Origin of the sequence: Knoellia locipacati (assembly GCF_007992835.1) — a bacterium.
Classification (GTDB): Bacteria; Actinomycetota; Actinomycetes; order Actinomycetales; family Dermatophilaceae; genus Knoellia; species Knoellia locipacati.
This window is the reverse complement of record NZ_BKBA01000003.1, coordinates 699,075-715,754: the sequence shown is the minus strand read 5'-3', so window position 1 is coordinate 715,754 and position 16,680 is coordinate 699,075. Positions and strand designations below refer to the sequence as shown.

Genomic DNA, 16,680 nt, shown 5'->3' with positions numbered 1-16,680 from the left:
GGGGCGGGTCTAGGGTCGACGCGAGAACCGAGGAGGTCCTGTGTCGAGTTCCCGTCTGATCGACCGTGTCCGCGTCGTCGTCAAGCTGCTGCTGGGCACGTTCGGTGGGGCGTCGGCGCTCTTCGTCCCCATGCTCACGGGCGTGGCGGCCCCGCCCCAGGCGGCTCCCTCCACCTCGGGAAGCACGTCCGTCTCCCCCCCCGTGACCCCGCCCCGCCCGGGCGGCGGGCAGCCGGACCGGCCCGCGCCCTCGCGACCGGCGACGTCCCCGACGTCCGCCACCCCCAGCGGGGGGATCGCACCGGCGCCCGTCCCGATCTCGGGGGACAGCGACACCGGTGCGTGGACGACCGGCATCCCCGCGGTCACGTCCGCGGGCAGCGACCTCGCGCCCACGACCGGGGAGCGTGCCACCTCGGACGCCTCCGACCTCACCTGGAGCATCCGGGCCCGGCTGTTCAGCAGGGGCAGCGTCCCGCAGATCGGCGCCTTCGCCAGCGGTCAGGTCGTCGACGTCGCCACCGGCCAGGTGCTCTGGGCCAAGAACCCGTCGGTCGCGCGCGCGCCCGCGTCGAACCAGAAGGTCGTCACCGCCTTCGTCGCTCTCGCCTCGATGGGGGCCTCGACCCGGCTGACCACTGCCGTGCTCCAGGTGCCCGCACAGCCGGCCACCCTCTATCTCCGCGGGGCGGGCGACCCGGCGCTGTCGTCGAAGCAGCTCGCCGCCATGGCGAACACGGTCGCGACCCGGGTCAAGGGGCAGGGGCTGGCCGCGGTCACCGTCGTCGTCGACGACTCGCTCTTCCCGGCGCCCACCAACGCCGCCGGGTGGAAGCCCGAGTGGATCCCCGCCACGGTGGCTCCGGTGCGGGCGCTCGTCGCCGACCAGGTCAACGTCGTCGACACCTCGATCAACGCGGGCCAGGTCCTCGCCGCCAAGCTCAAAACGGTTGGTGTCACGGCGACCGCGGTGCGACGTGGGGTCACGCCCTCGGGGGCCACTGCCGTCGCCACCACGCTCTCACCGACCGTCGGGCAGCTCGTGCAGACGATGCTCAACGCGAGCCAGACCGACTACGCCGAGGCGCTGCACCGGCTCTCGGCCCTGCGCCGGGGCTTCCCCGCCGACTGGGCCGGCGCCCGGGCCAACGCCGTCCAGGTGCTCACCGCGGCCGGGATCGACCAGGCGGGCATGGTCGTCAACGACGGCTCCGGCCTGTCCCGCACCGGCCGGATGACCCCGCTCACCGCGATCGACCTCGTCCGGACCATCCGGAGCACCCCGGCGCAGAACTCGGTCATCTTCGCGGCCGCAGGGATGCCGACTTCGGGGGTCTCGGGGACGCTCGAGGACCGCTACCTCACCGCCCCGACGAGCTGCGCCCGTTCGGCCATCCGCGCCAAGACCGGCACCCTGGCCGACGTGGTCGCCCTGTCAGGGGTGTCGACCGGCATCGACGGCCGGGAGCGGCTCTTCTCCGTCATCGTCAACGGCGTCAGCTCGACGTCCGCGGCCCGGGCGGACGTCGACGCGCTCGCGGCCACCTCCACGGGCTGCTACTGACCTTCCGCCACGCTCGTCTCGGATGCGAGACGGTATGCCGGGTGCGCGTCTGTCGCGGACGGCATACCTGCGGTGTGCTTGGGGGATGACGCACACCCAGACCCTGCACCACCCGGTCGTCGTGGGCGATGGCCGACTGAGCATCGACGACGTCGTCCGCGTGGCACGCCACGGCGCCGCCGTCGAGCTGGGCCCGACCGCTCTCGACTCGGTGCGGGCGACCCGGGCGACGATCGAGGGCCTCGCGGAGGACACGGTCGCGCACTACGGCGTCTCGACCGGCTTCGGGGCGCTCGCGACCCGGCACATCCCGACCGAGCTGCGCACCCAGCTGCAGCGCTCGCTCGTCCGCTCGCACGCGGCCGGCGCCGGGCCCGAGGTCGAGCGCGAGGTGGTGCGCGCCCTCATGCTGCTGCGGATCAACACCCTGGCGACCGGCCGCACCGGGGTGCGCGCCGTGACGCTCGAGACCTACCTCGCCATCCTCAACGCGGGCATCACGCCCGTCGTCCACGAGTACGGCTCGCTCGGCTGCTCCGGCGACCTCGCACCGCTCTCGCATTGCGCGCTCGCGCTCATGGGTGAGGGCCTCGTGCGCGACGACGACGGCGAGGTCATGGAGGCGGCCGAGGCCCTGTCCGCAGCCGGGATCGAGCCGGTCGAGCTCGCCGAGAAGGAGGGCCTGGCCCTCATCAACGGCACCGACGGCATGCTCGGCATGCTCTGCCTGGCCATCGCCGACCTGCGCCAGCTCGTGACGACGGCCGACATCGCCGCCGCCATGTCGGTCGAGGGTCTCCTCGGCACCGACGACGTCTTCGCCGCCGACCTGCACGACCTGCGACCGCAGCCCGGCCAGGCACGGTCGGCCGAGAACATGCGCAAGATGCTGTCGCACAGCCCGATCCGCGACTCCCACCGCGACCCGGAGGCGTGCACGCGCGTCCAGGACGCGTACTCGCTGCGGTGCGCGCCGCAGGTGGCCGGTGGTGCCCGCGACACCATCGACCACGCCTCGCGCGTCGCCGAGTGGGAGCTCGCCTCGGCCATCGACAACCCCGTCGTCACCCTCGACGGTCGGGTCGAGTCCAACGGCAACTTCCACGGAGCACCCGTGGCCTACGTCCTCGACTTCCTTGCGATCGTCGCCGCCGACCTCGCCTCGATCTCCGAGCGCCGGACCGACCGGTTCCTCGACAAGGCCCGCAACAACGGCCTGCCGCCCTTCCTCGCCGACGACCCCGGCGTCGACTCCGGACTGATGATCGCGCAGTACACCCAGGCCGCGATGGTCTCGGAGATGAAGCGCCTCGCCGTGCCTGCATCGGTGGACTCCATCCCGAGCAGCGCCATGCAGGAGGACCACGTCTCCATGGGCTGGTCCGCCGCCCGCAAGCTGCGACGCTCGGTCGACGCCCTGACCCGCGTCGTGGCCATCGAGCTCGTCGCCGCCTCGCGCGGTCTCCAGCTGCGTGCACCGCTGCAGCCGTCGCCGGCCTCGTCGGCCGTCATCGCCGCGCTCGCCGAGGTCGGCAACGTCGCGCCCGGGCCCGACCGGTTCCTCGCGCCCGACCTCGAGGCGGCCTACGAGGCCGTGCTCGACGGCGCCGTGGTGACCGCCGCCGAGGCCGTCACCGGCCGCCTCAACTGATCCACACGGCATACCGAATCGCCTTGAAGGAGAACGTCATGGAAGGTGCTCGTAACGTCCGCGCCCCGCGCGGCACGTCCCTGACCCACGCCACCCACTGGGGCGCCGAGGCGCCGCTGCGGATGCTCATGAACAACCTCGACCCCGAGGTCGCCGAGCGCCCCGACGACCTCGTCGTCTACGGCGGCACCGGTCGCGCTGCTCGTGACTGGAAGTCGTTCGACGCGATGGTCCGCACGCTGAGCACGCTCAAGCAGGACGAGACGATGCTCGTGCAGTCCGGTCGTCCGGTCGGTGTCATGCAGACGCACGAGTGGGCGCCGCGCGTCCTCATCGCCAACTCCAACCTCGTCGGCGACTGGGCGACGTGGCCCGAGTTCCGCCGGCTCGAGCACCTGGGGCTCACGATGTACGGCCAGATGACGGCCGGCTCGTGGATCTACATCGGCACGCAGGGCATCGTCCAGGGCACCTACGAGACCTTCGCCGCCGTCGCCGAGAAGCGGTTCGGCGGCACGCTCGCCGGCACCCTGACCCTCACCGGTGGCTGCGGCGGCATGGGTGGCGCCCAGCCGCTTGCCGTGACGATGAACGAGGGTGCCTGCCTCATCGTCGACGTCGACGAGTCGCGGCTGCGGCGCCGGGTCGAGCACCGCTACCTCGACGAGGTCGCCTCGTCGCTCGACGACGCCGTCGAGAAGGCGCTGGCCGCCAAGTCCGAGCGCCGCGGCTGGTCCGTCGGTGTCGTCGGCAACGCGGCCGAGGTGTTCCCCGAGCTGCTGCGTCGCGGCGTGCCGATCGACATCGTCACCGACCAGACGTCGGCGCACGACCCGCTGTCCTACCTGCCCGAGGGCGTCTCCCTCGAGGAGTGGCACGAGCTCGCCGACAAGAAGCCTGAGGAGTTCACCGACCGCGCCCGTGCCTCGATGGCCAGGCAGGTGCAGGCGATGGTCGAGTTCCAGGACGGCGGCGCCGAGGTCTTCGACTACGGCAACTCGATCCGCGACGAGGCCCGCCAGGGCGGGTACGACCGCGCGTTCGACTTCCCCGGGTTCGTCCCGGCCTACATCCGTCCCCTGTTCTGCGAGGGCAAGGGCCCGTTCCGCTGGGCGGCGCTGTCGGGCGACCCGAAGGACATCGCCGCCACCGACCGTGCGGTGCTCGACCTCTTCCCGGACAACGACCGCCTGCACAAGTGGATCCGGGGCGCGCAGGAGCGCATCGCGTTCCAAGGTCTGCCTGCTCGCATCTGCTGGCTCGGCCAGGGTGAGCGCGACAAGGCGGGTCTCGCGATCAACGAGCTCGTCCGCACGGGCGAGGTGAGCGCCCCGATCGTCATCGGTCGCGACCACCTCGACACGGGGTCCGTCGCGAGCCCCTACCGCGAGACCGAGTCGATGGCCGACGGCTCAGACGCCATCGCCGACTGGCCGCTGCTCAACGCGCTCGTCAACACCTCCTCGGGCGCCTCGTGGGTCTCGATCCACCACGGTGGTGGTGTCGGCATGGGTCGCTCGCTGCACGCCGGGCAGGTCTCGCTCGCCGACGGCACCGCCCTCGCCGCCGAGAAGCTCGCGCGCGTGCTGACGAACGACCCGGCGATGGGCGTCATCCGCCACGTCGACGCGGGCTACGACATCGCCGACCGGACCGCTGCCGAGCAGGGCGTGCGGATCCCGATGCGCGAGGGCTGAGCGGGCCCCGACCCGGGTGTACGAGACGAGCCGATCACCAATAGGTGTCCGGGACGGACACCTCTTGGTGACCGACATGCACGACAACACCGGGAGAAGCCCACGGGGGCGGCCCTCGCTGCCCCTCGTCGCAGGGTCAGCCGTCGAGGACCGGCCAGCGCTGCCACTGCGACGGGAGGACTCCGGCCCGGACGTCGGGTTCGGCGGCCGGCGGCACCTCGCGCTGCTGCCAGGTGCGACCCCGGTCGGTGCTGATGTGCAGCCGAGCGGCCAGCCGACCCGCGCGGTCCGCGCTGACCGAGTACACCGCGAACGCGCCGTCGAGACCGTTGGCGACGACACCTGTGGCGGATGGTCCGGAGCCGTCGATCCGGTGCCGTTGCTTCCGGCCGCTGGGCTCGATCCAGACGGCGTCGAGACGGACCACGGTGCAGTCGGCGACGGCGGCCACGCCCCAGGGTCCGTTGCGGCCAGCCCGGCCCCAACGCGTGGACTCCACCACCTCGCCCGGCTCGACGGGCCCGGTCGAGACCGCGGCAAGCCCTGCGGGGCGGGTGCTCGCCCGACCGGACTCGGGCCAGCACGCGGGAGCCCTCGGGGCGGTGGTGTCGACGGCCACCGAGCTCCGGTCGCCGCTCGCGACCGGGGGCCCCTGCCCCGAACCGTCGGAGGGCGGGGACGGCCACACGAGGGCGAGGCCGACGAGGGCGACGGCACCCCAGCCGAGCCGTCGGGTGGCCCGGGGGTCCGAGCCGTCGAGCCAGCCGGCGACCCTGTCCCGCACGGGGTTCGGCTGTCCGGTCATCGCTGCTCCGTCGCTGCGGTGTGGTGCGTCTGCGCCCTCCCGACGGTACGCCTCGCCGGCACGTCGAGGGGAGCGCGGGTCCCACGCTCTGCGTGGGCCGGCATACGGCCGGTTCGTGGCCCCCGGACCCTTGTGCGGCCGAGGCGGGCGGGAGGAAGGTGTGGTCATGAACCGCACCTCCGGTGCCGACGACGCACCCGCCCCCACGAGCCCCCAGCAGATCCGCAACGTGGTCCTCGTCGGGCCGCCCGGTTCGGGCAAGAGCACGCTGTTCGAGCACCTCGTCGCGGCACGGGTCGAGGGGCGGCGGCCCAGGGGCGAGGACCGCTCGTCGTCGACGGGTCTCGTGGCGGCGAGCTTCGCCAGCGGGGAGGTGGTGGTCAACCTCGTCGACACACCGGGCAGCCCCGACTTCGTCGGAGAGGTGCGAGCAGGGCTGAGGGCGGCGGATGCCGCCCTCTTCGTCGTCTCGGGGGCGGACGGTGTCGACGAGGCGACCAGGATGCTGTGGCGTGAGTGCGCAGCGGTCGGTATGCCGCGTGCCATCGTCGTGACCCGTCTCGAGCAGGCGCGTGCGGACTTCGACGAGACGGTCGCGACCTGCCGGAGGGTCTTCGGCGACGCGCAGCCTCTGGCGCTGCCGGTGCAGCCCGACGGGCCGGCGACGACGGTGACCGGGCTCGTGGACCTGCTGTCCTCGTCGCCGAGCGCGTCGGGGGTCGATGCCGGGGTGTTCGCACAGCGGCGCGGTGAGGTCGTCGAGGCGATCATCGAGGAGTCCGAGGACGACACGCTGCTCGAGCGCTACCTCGAGGGCGAGGAGGTGGACGCCGACGTCCTGCGTGAGGACCTGCACGCGGCGGTGGGGACGGGGAGGTTCTTCCCGGTGCTGCCGACCCACGCGAGCAGCGGGATCGGTCTGGAGGAGGTGCTCGACCTCATCGAGCGCGGGCTGCCGTCACCGGTGGACGTCGCGATGCCGCGGGTGTTCCGGAGCAACGGCGGGGAGTTCGGCGAGCTGGCCTGCGACCCGTCCGGTCCGCTCGTCGCCGAGGTGGTGAGGACGACGACGGACCCCTTCGTCGGGCGTCAGTCGCTCGTGCGCGTGTTCTCGGGGACGCTGCGTCCCGACGACCCGGTGCACGTGTCGGGCCACCTCCAGCAGTTCGCCGGCGAGGCGATCGGCGGGCACCGCGACCACGACTCCGACCTGGACCGGGTGGGTGCGCTGGCGGCGCCACTCGGTGAGGACTCCCGACCGAAGCCCCATGCGGTCGCCGGTGACCTCGTGCTCGTGGCCCGGCTCGCCGCGGCCGAGACCACGGACACCCTCTCGTCGCCCTCGCGCCCGGCGCTCGTCGAGCCCTGGGTGCTGCCCGAACCACTGCTTCCGGTGGCGATCCACGCGAGGAGCAAGGGCGACGAGGACAAGCTCGCCACGGTGCTGCAGTCGCTCGTCTCGGAGGACGTGACGATGCGGCTCGACCTCAACCCCGAGACCCACCAGGTCGTCATCTGGGCGATGGGTCCCGCGCACGTCGCCCTGCTGACCTCGTCGCTGGAGGAGCGCCACCACGTCGCCGTCGAGGCGGAGCCGCTGCGGACGGCGCTGCGCGAGACTTTCGTCCAGCCCTGCGACGCGCAGGGTCGGCAGGTCAAGCAGTCCGGCGGCCACGGCCAGTACGCCGTCTGCTCGCTCCGGGTCGAGCCGCTGCCACGCGGGTCGGGCATCGAGTTCGTCGACAAGGTCGTCGGGGGCGCGGTGCCGCGCCAGTTCATCGCCTCGGTGGAGAAGGGGGCCCGGGCCCAGCTCGACAAGGGGGTGCTCGCCGGCTACCCGGCCGTCGACGTCAGGGTGACCCTCGTCGACGGCAAGGCCCACTCGGTCGACTCGTCCGACATGGCGTTCCAGACGGCGGCCGGGCTGGCGCTGCGGCAGGTGGCCAACGAGAGCACCGTGGCGATGCTCGAGCCGATCGACGCGGTCGACATCGACGTCGCGGACGCCTCGGTGGGTCCGGTGCTCGCCGACCTGCGTGGTCGGCGCGGCCAGGTCCACGGGACCGAGCCGTCGGAGCACGACGGGCGCACGGTCATCCACGCCGAGGTGCCGGCGCTCGAGCTGTCGCGCTACCCGATCGACCTGCGCTCGGTGTCGCACGGCACGGGGACGTTCACCCGGCGGTTCGCGCGCTACGACTACCTGCCGCCCCAGCTCGTCAAGGACGTCGTCGCCGGCACCCGATGAGGGCAGGCTCAGGCCGGGTCGGTGACGTCGACGACGTCGGCCCCGAGAGCGGCCACCACGTCGTCGGCGGCGAGGGTGACCGAGGTGCCGTGCGCCCCGGCGCCCATCGAGATGGTCCGTCCGGGAACGGTGGCGTCGGCGATGACCGGCCAGGCGGTCGTCGACCCGAACGGCGTGATCGTCCCCCGCTCGTAGCCCGTGGCGTCACGGGCCTTGTCGGCCGGTGGCATGGACAGCCGGTTGACGCCGAGGTGGGCGCGCAGCTTGGGCCACGAGATCTCGCGGTCGCCGGGCACGAGGACGAAGACGTAGTCGCCCGACCCGCGCCGGACCACGAGCGACTTCACGATGTCGCGGGGCTCGATGCCCCGCTGCCGTGCCGCCTCGGCGAGCGAGGACGCGCGCTCGGTCGCGACGACGATGCGGTGCTCGACGCCGCTGGCCTCGAGCGCCTCGCGTGCCCGTCGCGCGCCCTCGACCTCGCCCGTGCCCGTGCCGTCGTCACTCATGCCACGACTCTAGGCGGGGCGTCCCCGGGCCGTCACGCGTCGACGGGGTCTCGGATTCCAGACAGGGATTCGGCGCGGGCAGGCGCCGCGGGGCAGCGCGGGGGTGTGGAATGGGGCAGTGGACCGACGACGAGGACGGAGGGGGCAGCGGTGACGTTCAGCTCCATGTGGCGGGACCTCGCACCGGTCGGTCGGGACGCCTCCTCGGGCGGTTACCGGCGCTTCGCCTGGACCCGTGAGGACGCCACCCTGCGTGAGTGGTTCGCCGCCGAGGCGCAGCGCCGCGGGCTCGACCTCACCGTCGACCGCGTCGGCAACCAGTGGGCGTGGTGGGGGGACCCCGACGCCGCGCTCGCCGCAGGCCGCCCCGGCGTCGTCACCGGGTCGCACCTCGACTCGGTCCCCGACGGGGGTGCCTACGACGGCCCGCTGGGTGTGGTCTCCGCACTCGCCGCGGTCGATGCGTTGCGGGACAGCGGGTTCGAGCCCGACCGTCCGATCGGCGTCGTCAACTTCGTCGACGAGGAGGGTGCCCGGTTCGGTGTCGCCTGTGCCGGCTCGCGGGTCCTCACCGGTGCCATGACGGCCGACCGTGCCCGCTCGCTCACCGACGGTGACGGGATCTCGATGGCCGAGGCCCTGAGCGCGGCCGGTCGCGACCCGCACGAGCTCGGCCCCGACTCCGAGACGGTGCGCCGCATCGGCACGTTCGTCGAGCTGCACGTCGAGCAGGGTCGCCACCTCTCGACCCTCGAGACCGACACCCCGGTCGCGGTGGGCAGCGACATCTGGCCGCACGGCCGCTGGCGCATCCGCACCCTCGGCGAGGCCAACCACGCGGGCACGACGCGCCTCGAGGACCGTGACGACGCGATGCTCGGCTTCGCCGCCGCCGTCATCGCCGCCCGGCGCGCCGCCGAGACCCATGGCTGCGTCGCCACCCTCGGCAAGGTCGCCGTCGCCCCCGGTGGCGTCAACGCGATCGCCAGCGAGGTGACCGGCTGGCTCGACGCCCGCGGAGCCGACGAGGACGCGGTGCGACGTGTCGTCGCCGACGTCACCGAGGTCGTCGAGGAGTTCGGCGGGCTCGTCGTCGAGGACTCGTGGACCGGTTCGACGCCGTTCGACCCGGGACTGGCACGTCGAATCGCGACCCGACTCGGCGGCATACCCGTCATCGGGACCGGAGCGGGTCACGACGCGGGCATCCTCGCCAACGCGGGCGTCCCCACCGCCATGCTCTTCGTCCGGAACCCGACGGGCATCTCGCACTCCCCGGAGGAGTTCGCGACGTCGCAGGACTGCCTCGTGGGCGTGGACGCGCTCGCGACCGTCCTCACCGACCTGGCGGGAGAGCACGCGTGACGGCCTACTGGTGCGAGCACGCGCAGCTGCCCGACAAGGTCCACCGCGGCGTCCGGGTCGTCGTGGCCGACGGCCGCATCACCGAGGTCGTGGCGGACACCAAGCCCGTCGACGGCGACATCCGCCTGCGCGGCATCGTGATGCCGGGCTTCGCCAACGCCCACAGCCACGCGTTCCACCGCATGCTGCGGGGGCGCACCCATGCCGACGGCGGCAACTTCTGGTCGTGGCGGGACCAGATGTATGCCGTGACCTCCCGGCTCACACCGGACACCTACTTCGCCCTCGCGAGAGGGGTCTTCGTCGAGATGGTCGCGGCCGGCTACACCGTCGTCGGCGAGTTCCACTACCTCCACCACGCCCCCGGGGGCCGGCCCTACGACGACCCGAACGCCATGGGCGACGCGCTCATCGCGGCCGCCGCAGAGGCGGGGATCCGGCTCACCCTGCTCGACACCTGCTACCTCACCGGTGGCCTGAGCGCAGACGGTCACGCACCGCTCGACGAGGTGCAGACGCGGTTCTCGGACGGGTCGGTCCAGGCCTGGGCCGAACGCGTGGAAGCGTTGCGGGACAGCGACACGGTGCGCATCGGAGCCGCGGCCCACTCGGTGCGCGCCCTCACCGGCGACCAGCTCGCGGAGTTCGCCAAGGTCGTCGGAGACCGGCCAGTGCACGCGCACGTGAGCGAGCAGATCGCCGAGAACCTCGCAACCCAGATGGTCTACGGCGCGAGCCCGGTGGAGCACCTCACCGACGCCGGGCTGCTCGGCGAGCGGTTCACCGCCGTCCACGCGACGCACCTGTCCGAGGACGACCTCGACCTCATGGGCCGGTCGGGCGCCGGCGCCTGCTTCTGCCCGACCACCGAGCGCGACCTCGCCGACGGTGTCGGCCCCGGATGCGAGCTCGCGGAGCGAGAGGTCCCGATCAGCCTCGGCTCCGACCAGCACGCCGTCATCGACCCGTTCGAGGAGATCCGCGGCATCGAGATGCACGAGCGCCTCAAGAGCCACGAGCGAGGACGCTTCCCCGTGGCCGACCTCATCGAGATGGGCACCGCCAACGGCTACCGCAGCCTCGGCTGGGACGGCGGCCGGATCGCGGTCGGGTCGGTCGCCGACCTCGTCGCCGTGCGCACCGACAGTCGACGCACGAGCGGGGTCGGCCTCGGCCAGGTGATCTTCGGGGCCACCGGTGCCGACGTCACCGACGTCGTCGTCGGCGGCCGCCGGATCGTGTCCGGTGGGGTGCACCCGCTCGGCCCGGTCGACGACGTCATCGCCGAGTCCATCGCCGCCGTCCGGGTCGGCCAGTGACCGCGACCGCCGTCGTCGGGATCGGTGAGCTCGTCACCTGCGACGGCGAGGCCGACGGCGCGCACCCCGGCGGTCCCGGCCTCGGGCTGCGCACCGACGCGGCACTCGTCGTGGAGGACGGCCGGGTCGCGTGGATCGGCGACTCCGCCGACGTGCCCGACGCCGACCACCGGATCGACCTCGAGGGCCGCGCCGTCCTGCCCGGGTTCGTCGACAGCCACAGCCACCTCGTCTTCGACGGTGACCGTGCCGCCGAGTTCGCCGCCCGGATGACGGGGGAGCGCTACGACGGTGGCGGGATCGGCGTCTCGGTCGGTGCGACCCGCGCGGCGAGCGAGCACCGGCTCCGCGAGCTCGTCGGGCGCCGCGTCGCCGAAATGCGCGCCCAGGGCACGACCACGGTCGAGATCAAGGGTGGCTACGGGCTCACCGTCGACGACGAGGCCCGTTCGCTGCGCATCGCGGGTGAGTTCACGCCCGAGACCACGTTCCTCGGCGCCCACGTGGTGCCACCGGAGGCGCGAGGCGACCGGGCGGCATACGTCGAGCTGGTCACCGGACCCATGCTGGAGGCCTGTGCGCCGCACGCACGGTGGGCGGACGTCTTCTGCGAGCCCAACTCACCCCACGCCTTCACCGAGGACGAGTCGCGAGCGGTCCTCACCGCCTCCCGCGCTGCCGGCCTCGAGCTGCGGGTCCACGGCAACCAGCTCGGCCCGGGCCCGGGGGTGCGGCTCGCCGTCGAGCTCGGCGCCGCGAGCGTGGACCACTGCACCTTCCTCGACGAGGCGGACGTGAGCGCGCTCGTCGACGCCGCGGACACCACGATCGCCACGCTCCTGCCCGGCGTCGAGTTCTCCACCCGCTCGCCCTACCCGGATGCCCGCGGCCTCCTCGACGCCGGCGTGAGCGTCGCGCTCGCCACCGACTGCAACCCCGGCACGTGCTACTCGAGCTCGATGCCGTTCGTCATCGCGCTCGCCGTGCGCGAGATGGGGATGACGCCGGGGGAAGCCGTGTGGGCGGCGACCCGTGGCTCGGCCAAGGCGCTGCGGCGCGACGACGTCGGACGGGTCACCGTCGGCGGACCTGCCGACCTCACCGTGCTCGAGGCGCCGAGCCACCTGCACCTCGCCTACCGCGCCGGAGTCCCCATCGCGCGGGCCCTGGTCACCCGCAGCGGCGGATGGGTGGACTCTCCTCGCCCGTGAGGGGGACACCGTCGCCGTCCCAGCCGTAGTCGGCGACCCTGTCGTGCGGCACGACGCGGACGTCGGCGCCGAGGAGCAGCCCGATGCGACCCGAGGCCGCGATCACCGCCATCGGGTTCGCGTCCGCAGGGACGGTCACGCCGATGACGACCCAGGACCCCGCGCCCTCGCAGCCGTCCGCCACGTCCCCGTAGAGCCGCGGGCCGCTCGCACCGGCGGCGTCGAGGATGTCGAGGAGCTCGGCAAGGTGCACGGAGAGGCGGCGCCCGATCGGCCCGTGGAACGTCGGGCCACCCGCGGGAGCCTCGCTCACCGTCCCGCGTGCCCCGCCCGCTACGGCGCTGGCACTCCCGCCGCTGGCACTCTCGCCGCTGGCACTCTCGCCGCTGGCACTCTCGCCGCTGACACTCTCGCCACTGGCAGTCCCGGGACTGCGAAGGGTCCACTCGATCTCGTATCCGCACGCGGCCACGAGCCGCTCCAGCGCAGCGATGGTGGGCTGTTGTCCCGACTCGTAGCGAGCGACCACCGTCTTGCTGACGCCGGCCCTGGCGGCCAGCTGCGCCTGGGAGAGGCGCTGTCGTCGGCGGGCTTGGCGCAGGATGTCACGCGCCGTGGACGCGGGAGTGGGGCTGGGCATGCGACCACCATGCCGGGGCGGCCGACGAACGCCGTGCGGTTGTCCACAGGCCCCCGAAGGTGAGTCTTCAGGGGGTGCTTGCGAGGGTCGGTCACCTATAGGTGTCCAGAACGGACACTTATCGGTGACCGACCCTCAGGAGCACACATGGAAGAGGTCCGGGCCGCCCACTCAGAGGTTGCGGTCGGTGATCTCCTGCGGCTTGTGGCCCGCCGAACGCGCGTAGTACTGCGCTGCCTTGCGGGTCGTCATCGTCCGCGCGACGCCGGCCGCGAGACCGGTGAGCGCGGCATACGCGAGGGCCGTCGTGAACGGCGAGTCGGGGTCCTTGGGGTCGAACTTCGCGTCCTGGCCCGCCTTCTGCCAGATCTGGTCGGCCACCTTGGTCGCGGCGATGCCGGCGAGGACCGCCGAGCCGGTTCCGAGGATCTTCCACACCATGCTGCCCATGGGTCACTCCTTCGCTGTTGCCGTACCGAACGCACGTCCGTGCTCCCGATCCACCCTGCCACAGACAGGGAGTAGGGTGGCGTTCGTCAACGACAGGGGAGCGCTCCGGCGCTGAGAGTGCGGGCGACCGCAGACCCTCACACCTGATCCGGTTCGCACCGGCGTAGGGAGTCGAGTTCTCAGGGAACTGAGCGCCTACCGAGAGGTCTGCGAGCAGGTCCCTCCCCGAGGTATCCAACGGACCACGTCCGGAGACCACGGGAGAAGAAGTCATGGCAGCACACACCGACACGTCGGCCACCGCCGACGCGTCCACGGGCGCCTCGAGCGCCGGAACCACCGCAACTCCTGGCAGCACCCGCACCCGCAGCATCCTCGCGACCCGCCCCCTGCTGGGCTGGCGAACGGTCGACATCCTCACCATCGCCTTCCTCGGCGCGGCGCTCGGCATCGCGTTCTGGGGCTGGGGCGTGTTCTACAACGGCCCGCTCAGCGCCATCACCTTCGGGTTCGCCCCGCTCGGCGGCCTCTTCGCGGGGCCGTGGTTCCTCGCCGGTGTGGTCGGTGGGCTCGTCGTGCGCCGCCCCGGTGCTGCGCTGTTCTGCGAGGTCGTCGCGGCACTCGTCTCGATGATCCCCGGCACCGAGTGGGGCGCCACCACACTCGTCTCCGGCATCGTCCAGGGCCTCGGCACCGAGATCGCCTTCGCGCTCCTGGGCTACCGCGCGTTCGGCATCGCCGCCGCGATGCTCGCCGGCGCGCTGGCGGGTCCGTTCGCCGCGGCCTACGAGTCGTTCACGTGGATCCAGGACTGGTCGCTCGCATGGAAGGTCGCCTACGCCGGTGTCCTCGCTCTCTCGGGCGCGGTCGTCGCCGGGGCCGGCGGGTGGCTGCTCACCCGGGCGCTCGCGGTCGCCGGTGCGCTGGGTGCGTTCCCGCCCGGCCAGGAGCACCGCGAGACCCGCGCTGTCTGACGTGGCCGGCGTGGCCCCGGTCGCCCCGCCGGTCACGGTCGGCCACGTCATCCTCGACGCGGTGACGTGGCGCCCGTTCGGGCGGCGCGAACCGGTGCTGCACGACGTCTCCCTCGCCCTCGAACCGGGTGAGCGGGTGCTCCTCGTCGGCCCGTCCGGGTCGGGCAAGTCGACGTTGCTGCGTGCCATCGCCGGGCTGCTCGAGACGGCCGACGCGGGCGAGCTGGCCGGCTCGGTGACCATCGACGGGCACGCCCCCGGGACCCGGGCCGGGGAGGTCGGGCTCGTCCTCCAGGAGCCCGGTGCGGGAGTGGTCGCCTCGACCGTCGGTCGCGACGTCGCCTTCGGCCTCGAGAACGTCAGTGTCCCGCGTGCGGACATGCCGGCCGCGGTCGCCGCCGCCCTCGGGGCCGTCGGTCTCGCGAAGCCGGGCGACACCCCGACGTCCGCGCTGTCCGGTGGTGAGACCCAGCGCCTCGCTCTCGCGGGTGCGCTCGCGCTGCGGCCGAGCGTGCTGCTCCTCGACGAGCCCACCGCCATGCTCGACCCCGGCCACGCCGCTCAGGTGCGCCGAAGTGTGGAGGGTGCGCTCACGGCATACCCGATCACGGCGGTCGTCGTCGAGCACGTCCTCGGACCGTGGGTCGACCTCGTTGACCGCCTGCTCGTCCTCGACGACGACGGCACGCTCGTCGCCGACGGGCCCGTCCACAAGGTGCTGCGCGACGAGCGGGCCCGGCTGCTCGACATGGGCATCTGGGTCCCCGGCGCGCCGCCCCCGGCCCCCCTCGCGCCCGCCGCCCTGGCGGCCGCGCCGCAGTCGAGCCGGACGCAGGAGGTCACCGCGACGCCGATGGTCATCGACCGCACCGTGCGGCTCGTCGACGGGTCGACCCGCACCCGCACGGCCGCCACGCTCGACGTGCCGTTGACCCCGCTACCCACCAGTGCCACCGCCCTCGTGGGCCCGAGCGGGTCCGGCAAGTCCACCGTGCTGCTCGCTCTCGCAGGCGCCCTCGACCCGGTGCAGGGCTCGGTGACCGTGGGGGAGACCCCGGTCGCCGACCTGTCGACGACGGAGCTCGCCTCCCGGGTCGGCTGGGTGCCGCAATGGTCGAGCTCGACCCTCGTCGGGCGTACCGTGCTCGACGAGGTGCTCGTCGCGAGCCGGGCGCTCGGTGAGGAGAGCCCCGAACGCGTCACGCTCGCCCACGCACTGCTCGCCGACCTCGGACTCGGGCACCTCGAGGGTGCCGATCCCCGCGAGCTCTCGGGTGGCGAGCAGCGACGCCTCGCGATCGCCTCGGCCGTGCTCCACCGCCCGCCGCTGCTCCTCGCCGACGAACCCACGGTCGGCCAGGACCGGCACACGTGGGCCGCGGTCGTGGGCCTGCTCGCCGCCTACCGCGAGGCCGGGGGAGCGGTCGTGGTGTCGACGCACGACGCGGCCCTCATCGACCGCGCGCACACCGTCGTCGAGCTCGACGCCCCACCTGCCGCGCCCATCGAGGAGGAGCCCCGACGGGTGCTCGCCGCACAGGCGGGGCCGCTCGCCCTCCTGCTCGGGGCGCTCGTCGCCATCCCCGCCGGCATCATCCCGGGGCACTGGCACACGTCACTCGGCGTCCTCGCCGTACAGGCCCTGCTCGCCGTGGTGGCGCTGTGGTCGGGCCCCGGTCGTGGTCCCCGGCCGACCGGCCGGGCGAAGCGGGTGCTCGTGAGGATGCTGCCCGGGCTGCTCGGCGCGCTGTCGGTGGGCTGGTCGACCTGGCTGCTCGGCGGGCACGACACGACGACGGCCGTCACGGCCGCGCTCCGCGTGCTCATCATCGTGCTGCCGTCCGCGGTGCTGCTCCCGCTCGTCGACCCGGACCGGCTCGGCGACCACCTCGCCCAACGCCTGGGTATGCCGTCCCGTCCCGTCGTCGCGCTCGCCGCGGCGCTGCAGCGGGTCCACACCTTCGGCGAGGTCTGGTCCGAGATCTCGCTGGCCCGGCGGGTGCGCGGGCTCGGCATCGACCGGCGGCGCCCGGTGGCGCTCGTGCGCGACCTCGCGACGGTGACGTTCGGGCTGCTCGTGCGCACGCTGCGGATGGCCGCCGACCTCGCGGTGGCGATGGACGCTCGCGGGTTCGCAACGGCGTCCCGACGGACGTGGTTCGCCGCCGCCCCGTGGGGCCGTGCCGACACCCTCGTCACCCTCGGCGCTCTCGTCCCCGTCCTCGCCGCGGTGCTCCTGACCTGAGC

At 73.4% G+C, this 16,680-nt stretch carries 13 protein-coding genes and 1 riboswitch; of the genes, 9 read left to right on the top strand and 4 right to left on the bottom strand.

Features of this window, described 5'->3' with window-relative positions:
• Positions 1-40 precede the first annotated feature (40 nt).
• The 3 genes from KLO01_RS04945 (at position 41) to hutU (ending at position 4,912) form a co-directional block, all read left to right on the top strand.
• Positions 41-1,564: a D-alanyl-D-alanine carboxypeptidase gene (locus KLO01_RS04945; RefSeq protein ID WP_147062660.1), complete on the top strand. Its 1,524-nt coding sequence runs from the start codon at positions 41-43 to the stop codon at positions 1,562-1,564.
• Positions 1,565-1,649: 85 nt separating this feature from the next.
• On the top strand, positions 1,650-3,215 hold the full coding sequence (gene hutH, locus KLO01_RS04940; RefSeq protein WP_147062657.1) for a histidine ammonia-lyase: 1,566 nt from the start codon (positions 1,650-1,652) through the stop codon (positions 3,213-3,215).
• A 38-nt stretch (positions 3,216-3,253) separates the two neighbouring features.
• Positions 3,254-4,912 carry a urocanate hydratase gene (gene hutU / locus KLO01_RS04935; RefSeq protein ID WP_147062655.1) on the top strand — a complete coding sequence of 553 codons (1,659 nt, stop codon included), beginning with the start codon at positions 3,254-3,256 and terminating at the stop codon, positions 4,910-4,912.
• A gap of 136 nt (positions 4,913-5,048) precedes the next feature.
• Here the strand turns inward: hutU and KLO01_RS04930 are convergent, their stop codons facing one another.
• Entirely contained in the window at positions 5,049-5,717 is a 669-nt protein-coding gene (locus KLO01_RS04930; RefSeq protein ID WP_147062653.1) for a hypothetical protein, read from the bottom strand.
• Between the two features lie 166 nt (positions 5,718-5,883).
• On the opposite strand from KLO01_RS04930, the gene KLO01_RS04925 reads away from it, so the two are divergent.
• A complete protein-coding gene (locus KLO01_RS04925; RefSeq protein ID WP_147062651.1) occupies positions 5,884-7,965 on the top strand; it encodes an elongation factor G-like protein EF-G2 in 2,082 nt (693 codons plus the stop codon).
• Positions 7,966-7,973: 8 nt separating this feature from the next.
• On the opposite strand, the gene KLO01_RS04920 is transcribed toward KLO01_RS04925, so the two are convergent.
• Positions 7,974-8,474: an aminoacyl-tRNA deacylase gene (locus KLO01_RS04920; RefSeq protein ID WP_147062649.1), complete on the bottom strand. Its 501-nt coding sequence runs from the start codon at positions 8,472-8,474 to the stop codon at positions 7,974-7,976.
• A 150-nt stretch (positions 8,475-8,624) separates the two neighbouring features.
• Here KLO01_RS04920 and KLO01_RS04915 point away from each other — a divergent pair, with 150 nt between their 5' ends.
• From KLO01_RS04915 to hutI, 3 genes are read left to right on the top strand one after another with little or no spacing between them, the layout of a single operon-like run.
• On the top strand, positions 8,625-9,839 hold the full coding sequence (locus KLO01_RS04915) for an allantoate amidohydrolase (protein WP_275938370.1): 1,215 nt from the start codon (positions 8,625-8,627) through the stop codon (positions 9,837-9,839).
• A complete protein-coding gene (locus KLO01_RS04910) occupies positions 9,836-11,158 on the top strand; it encodes a formimidoylglutamate deiminase (RefSeq protein WP_147062647.1) in 1,323 nt (440 codons plus the stop codon). Before KLO01_RS04915 ends, KLO01_RS04910 begins: the two co-directional genes overlap by 4 nt.
• Positions 11,155-12,369 carry an imidazolonepropionase gene (hutI, locus tag KLO01_RS04905; RefSeq protein ID WP_147062645.1) on the top strand — a complete coding sequence of 405 codons (1,215 nt, stop codon included), beginning with the start codon at positions 11,155-11,157 and terminating at the stop codon, positions 12,367-12,369. The genes KLO01_RS04910 and hutI overlap by 4 nt, the downstream gene beginning before the upstream one ends.
• On the opposite strand, the gene KLO01_RS04900 is transcribed toward hutI, so the two are convergent.
• On the bottom strand, positions 12,329-13,009 hold the full coding sequence (locus KLO01_RS04900) for a helix-turn-helix domain-containing protein (RefSeq protein WP_147062642.1): 681 nt from the start codon (positions 13,007-13,009) through the stop codon (positions 12,329-12,331). The two genes, hutI and KLO01_RS04900, sit on opposite strands and share 41 nt — an antisense overlap.
• Positions 13,010-13,180: 171 nt before the next feature.
• Positions 13,181-13,459: a DUF4235 domain-containing protein gene (locus tag KLO01_RS04895; RefSeq protein WP_147062640.1), complete on the bottom strand. Its 279-nt coding sequence runs from the start codon at positions 13,457-13,459 to the stop codon at positions 13,181-13,183.
• A gap of 84 nt (positions 13,460-13,543) precedes the next feature.
• Positions 13,544-13,646, top strand: a riboswitch (TPP riboswitch).
• Between the two features lie 85 nt (positions 13,647-13,731).
• Between KLO01_RS04895 and KLO01_RS04890 the strand changes: the two genes are divergently transcribed.
• Both KLO01_RS04890 and KLO01_RS04885 read left to right on the top strand, forming a co-directional pair.
• Positions 13,732-14,433: an ECF transporter S component gene (locus KLO01_RS04890; RefSeq protein ID WP_147062638.1), complete on the top strand. Its 702-nt coding sequence runs from the start codon at positions 13,732-13,734 to the stop codon at positions 14,431-14,433.
• Between the two features lie 10 nt (positions 14,434-14,443).
• Entirely contained in the window at positions 14,444-16,678 is a 2,235-nt protein-coding gene (locus tag KLO01_RS04885) for an ATP-binding cassette domain-containing protein (RefSeq protein ID WP_246136052.1), read from the top strand.
• Positions 16,679-16,680: the final 2 nt, after the last annotated feature.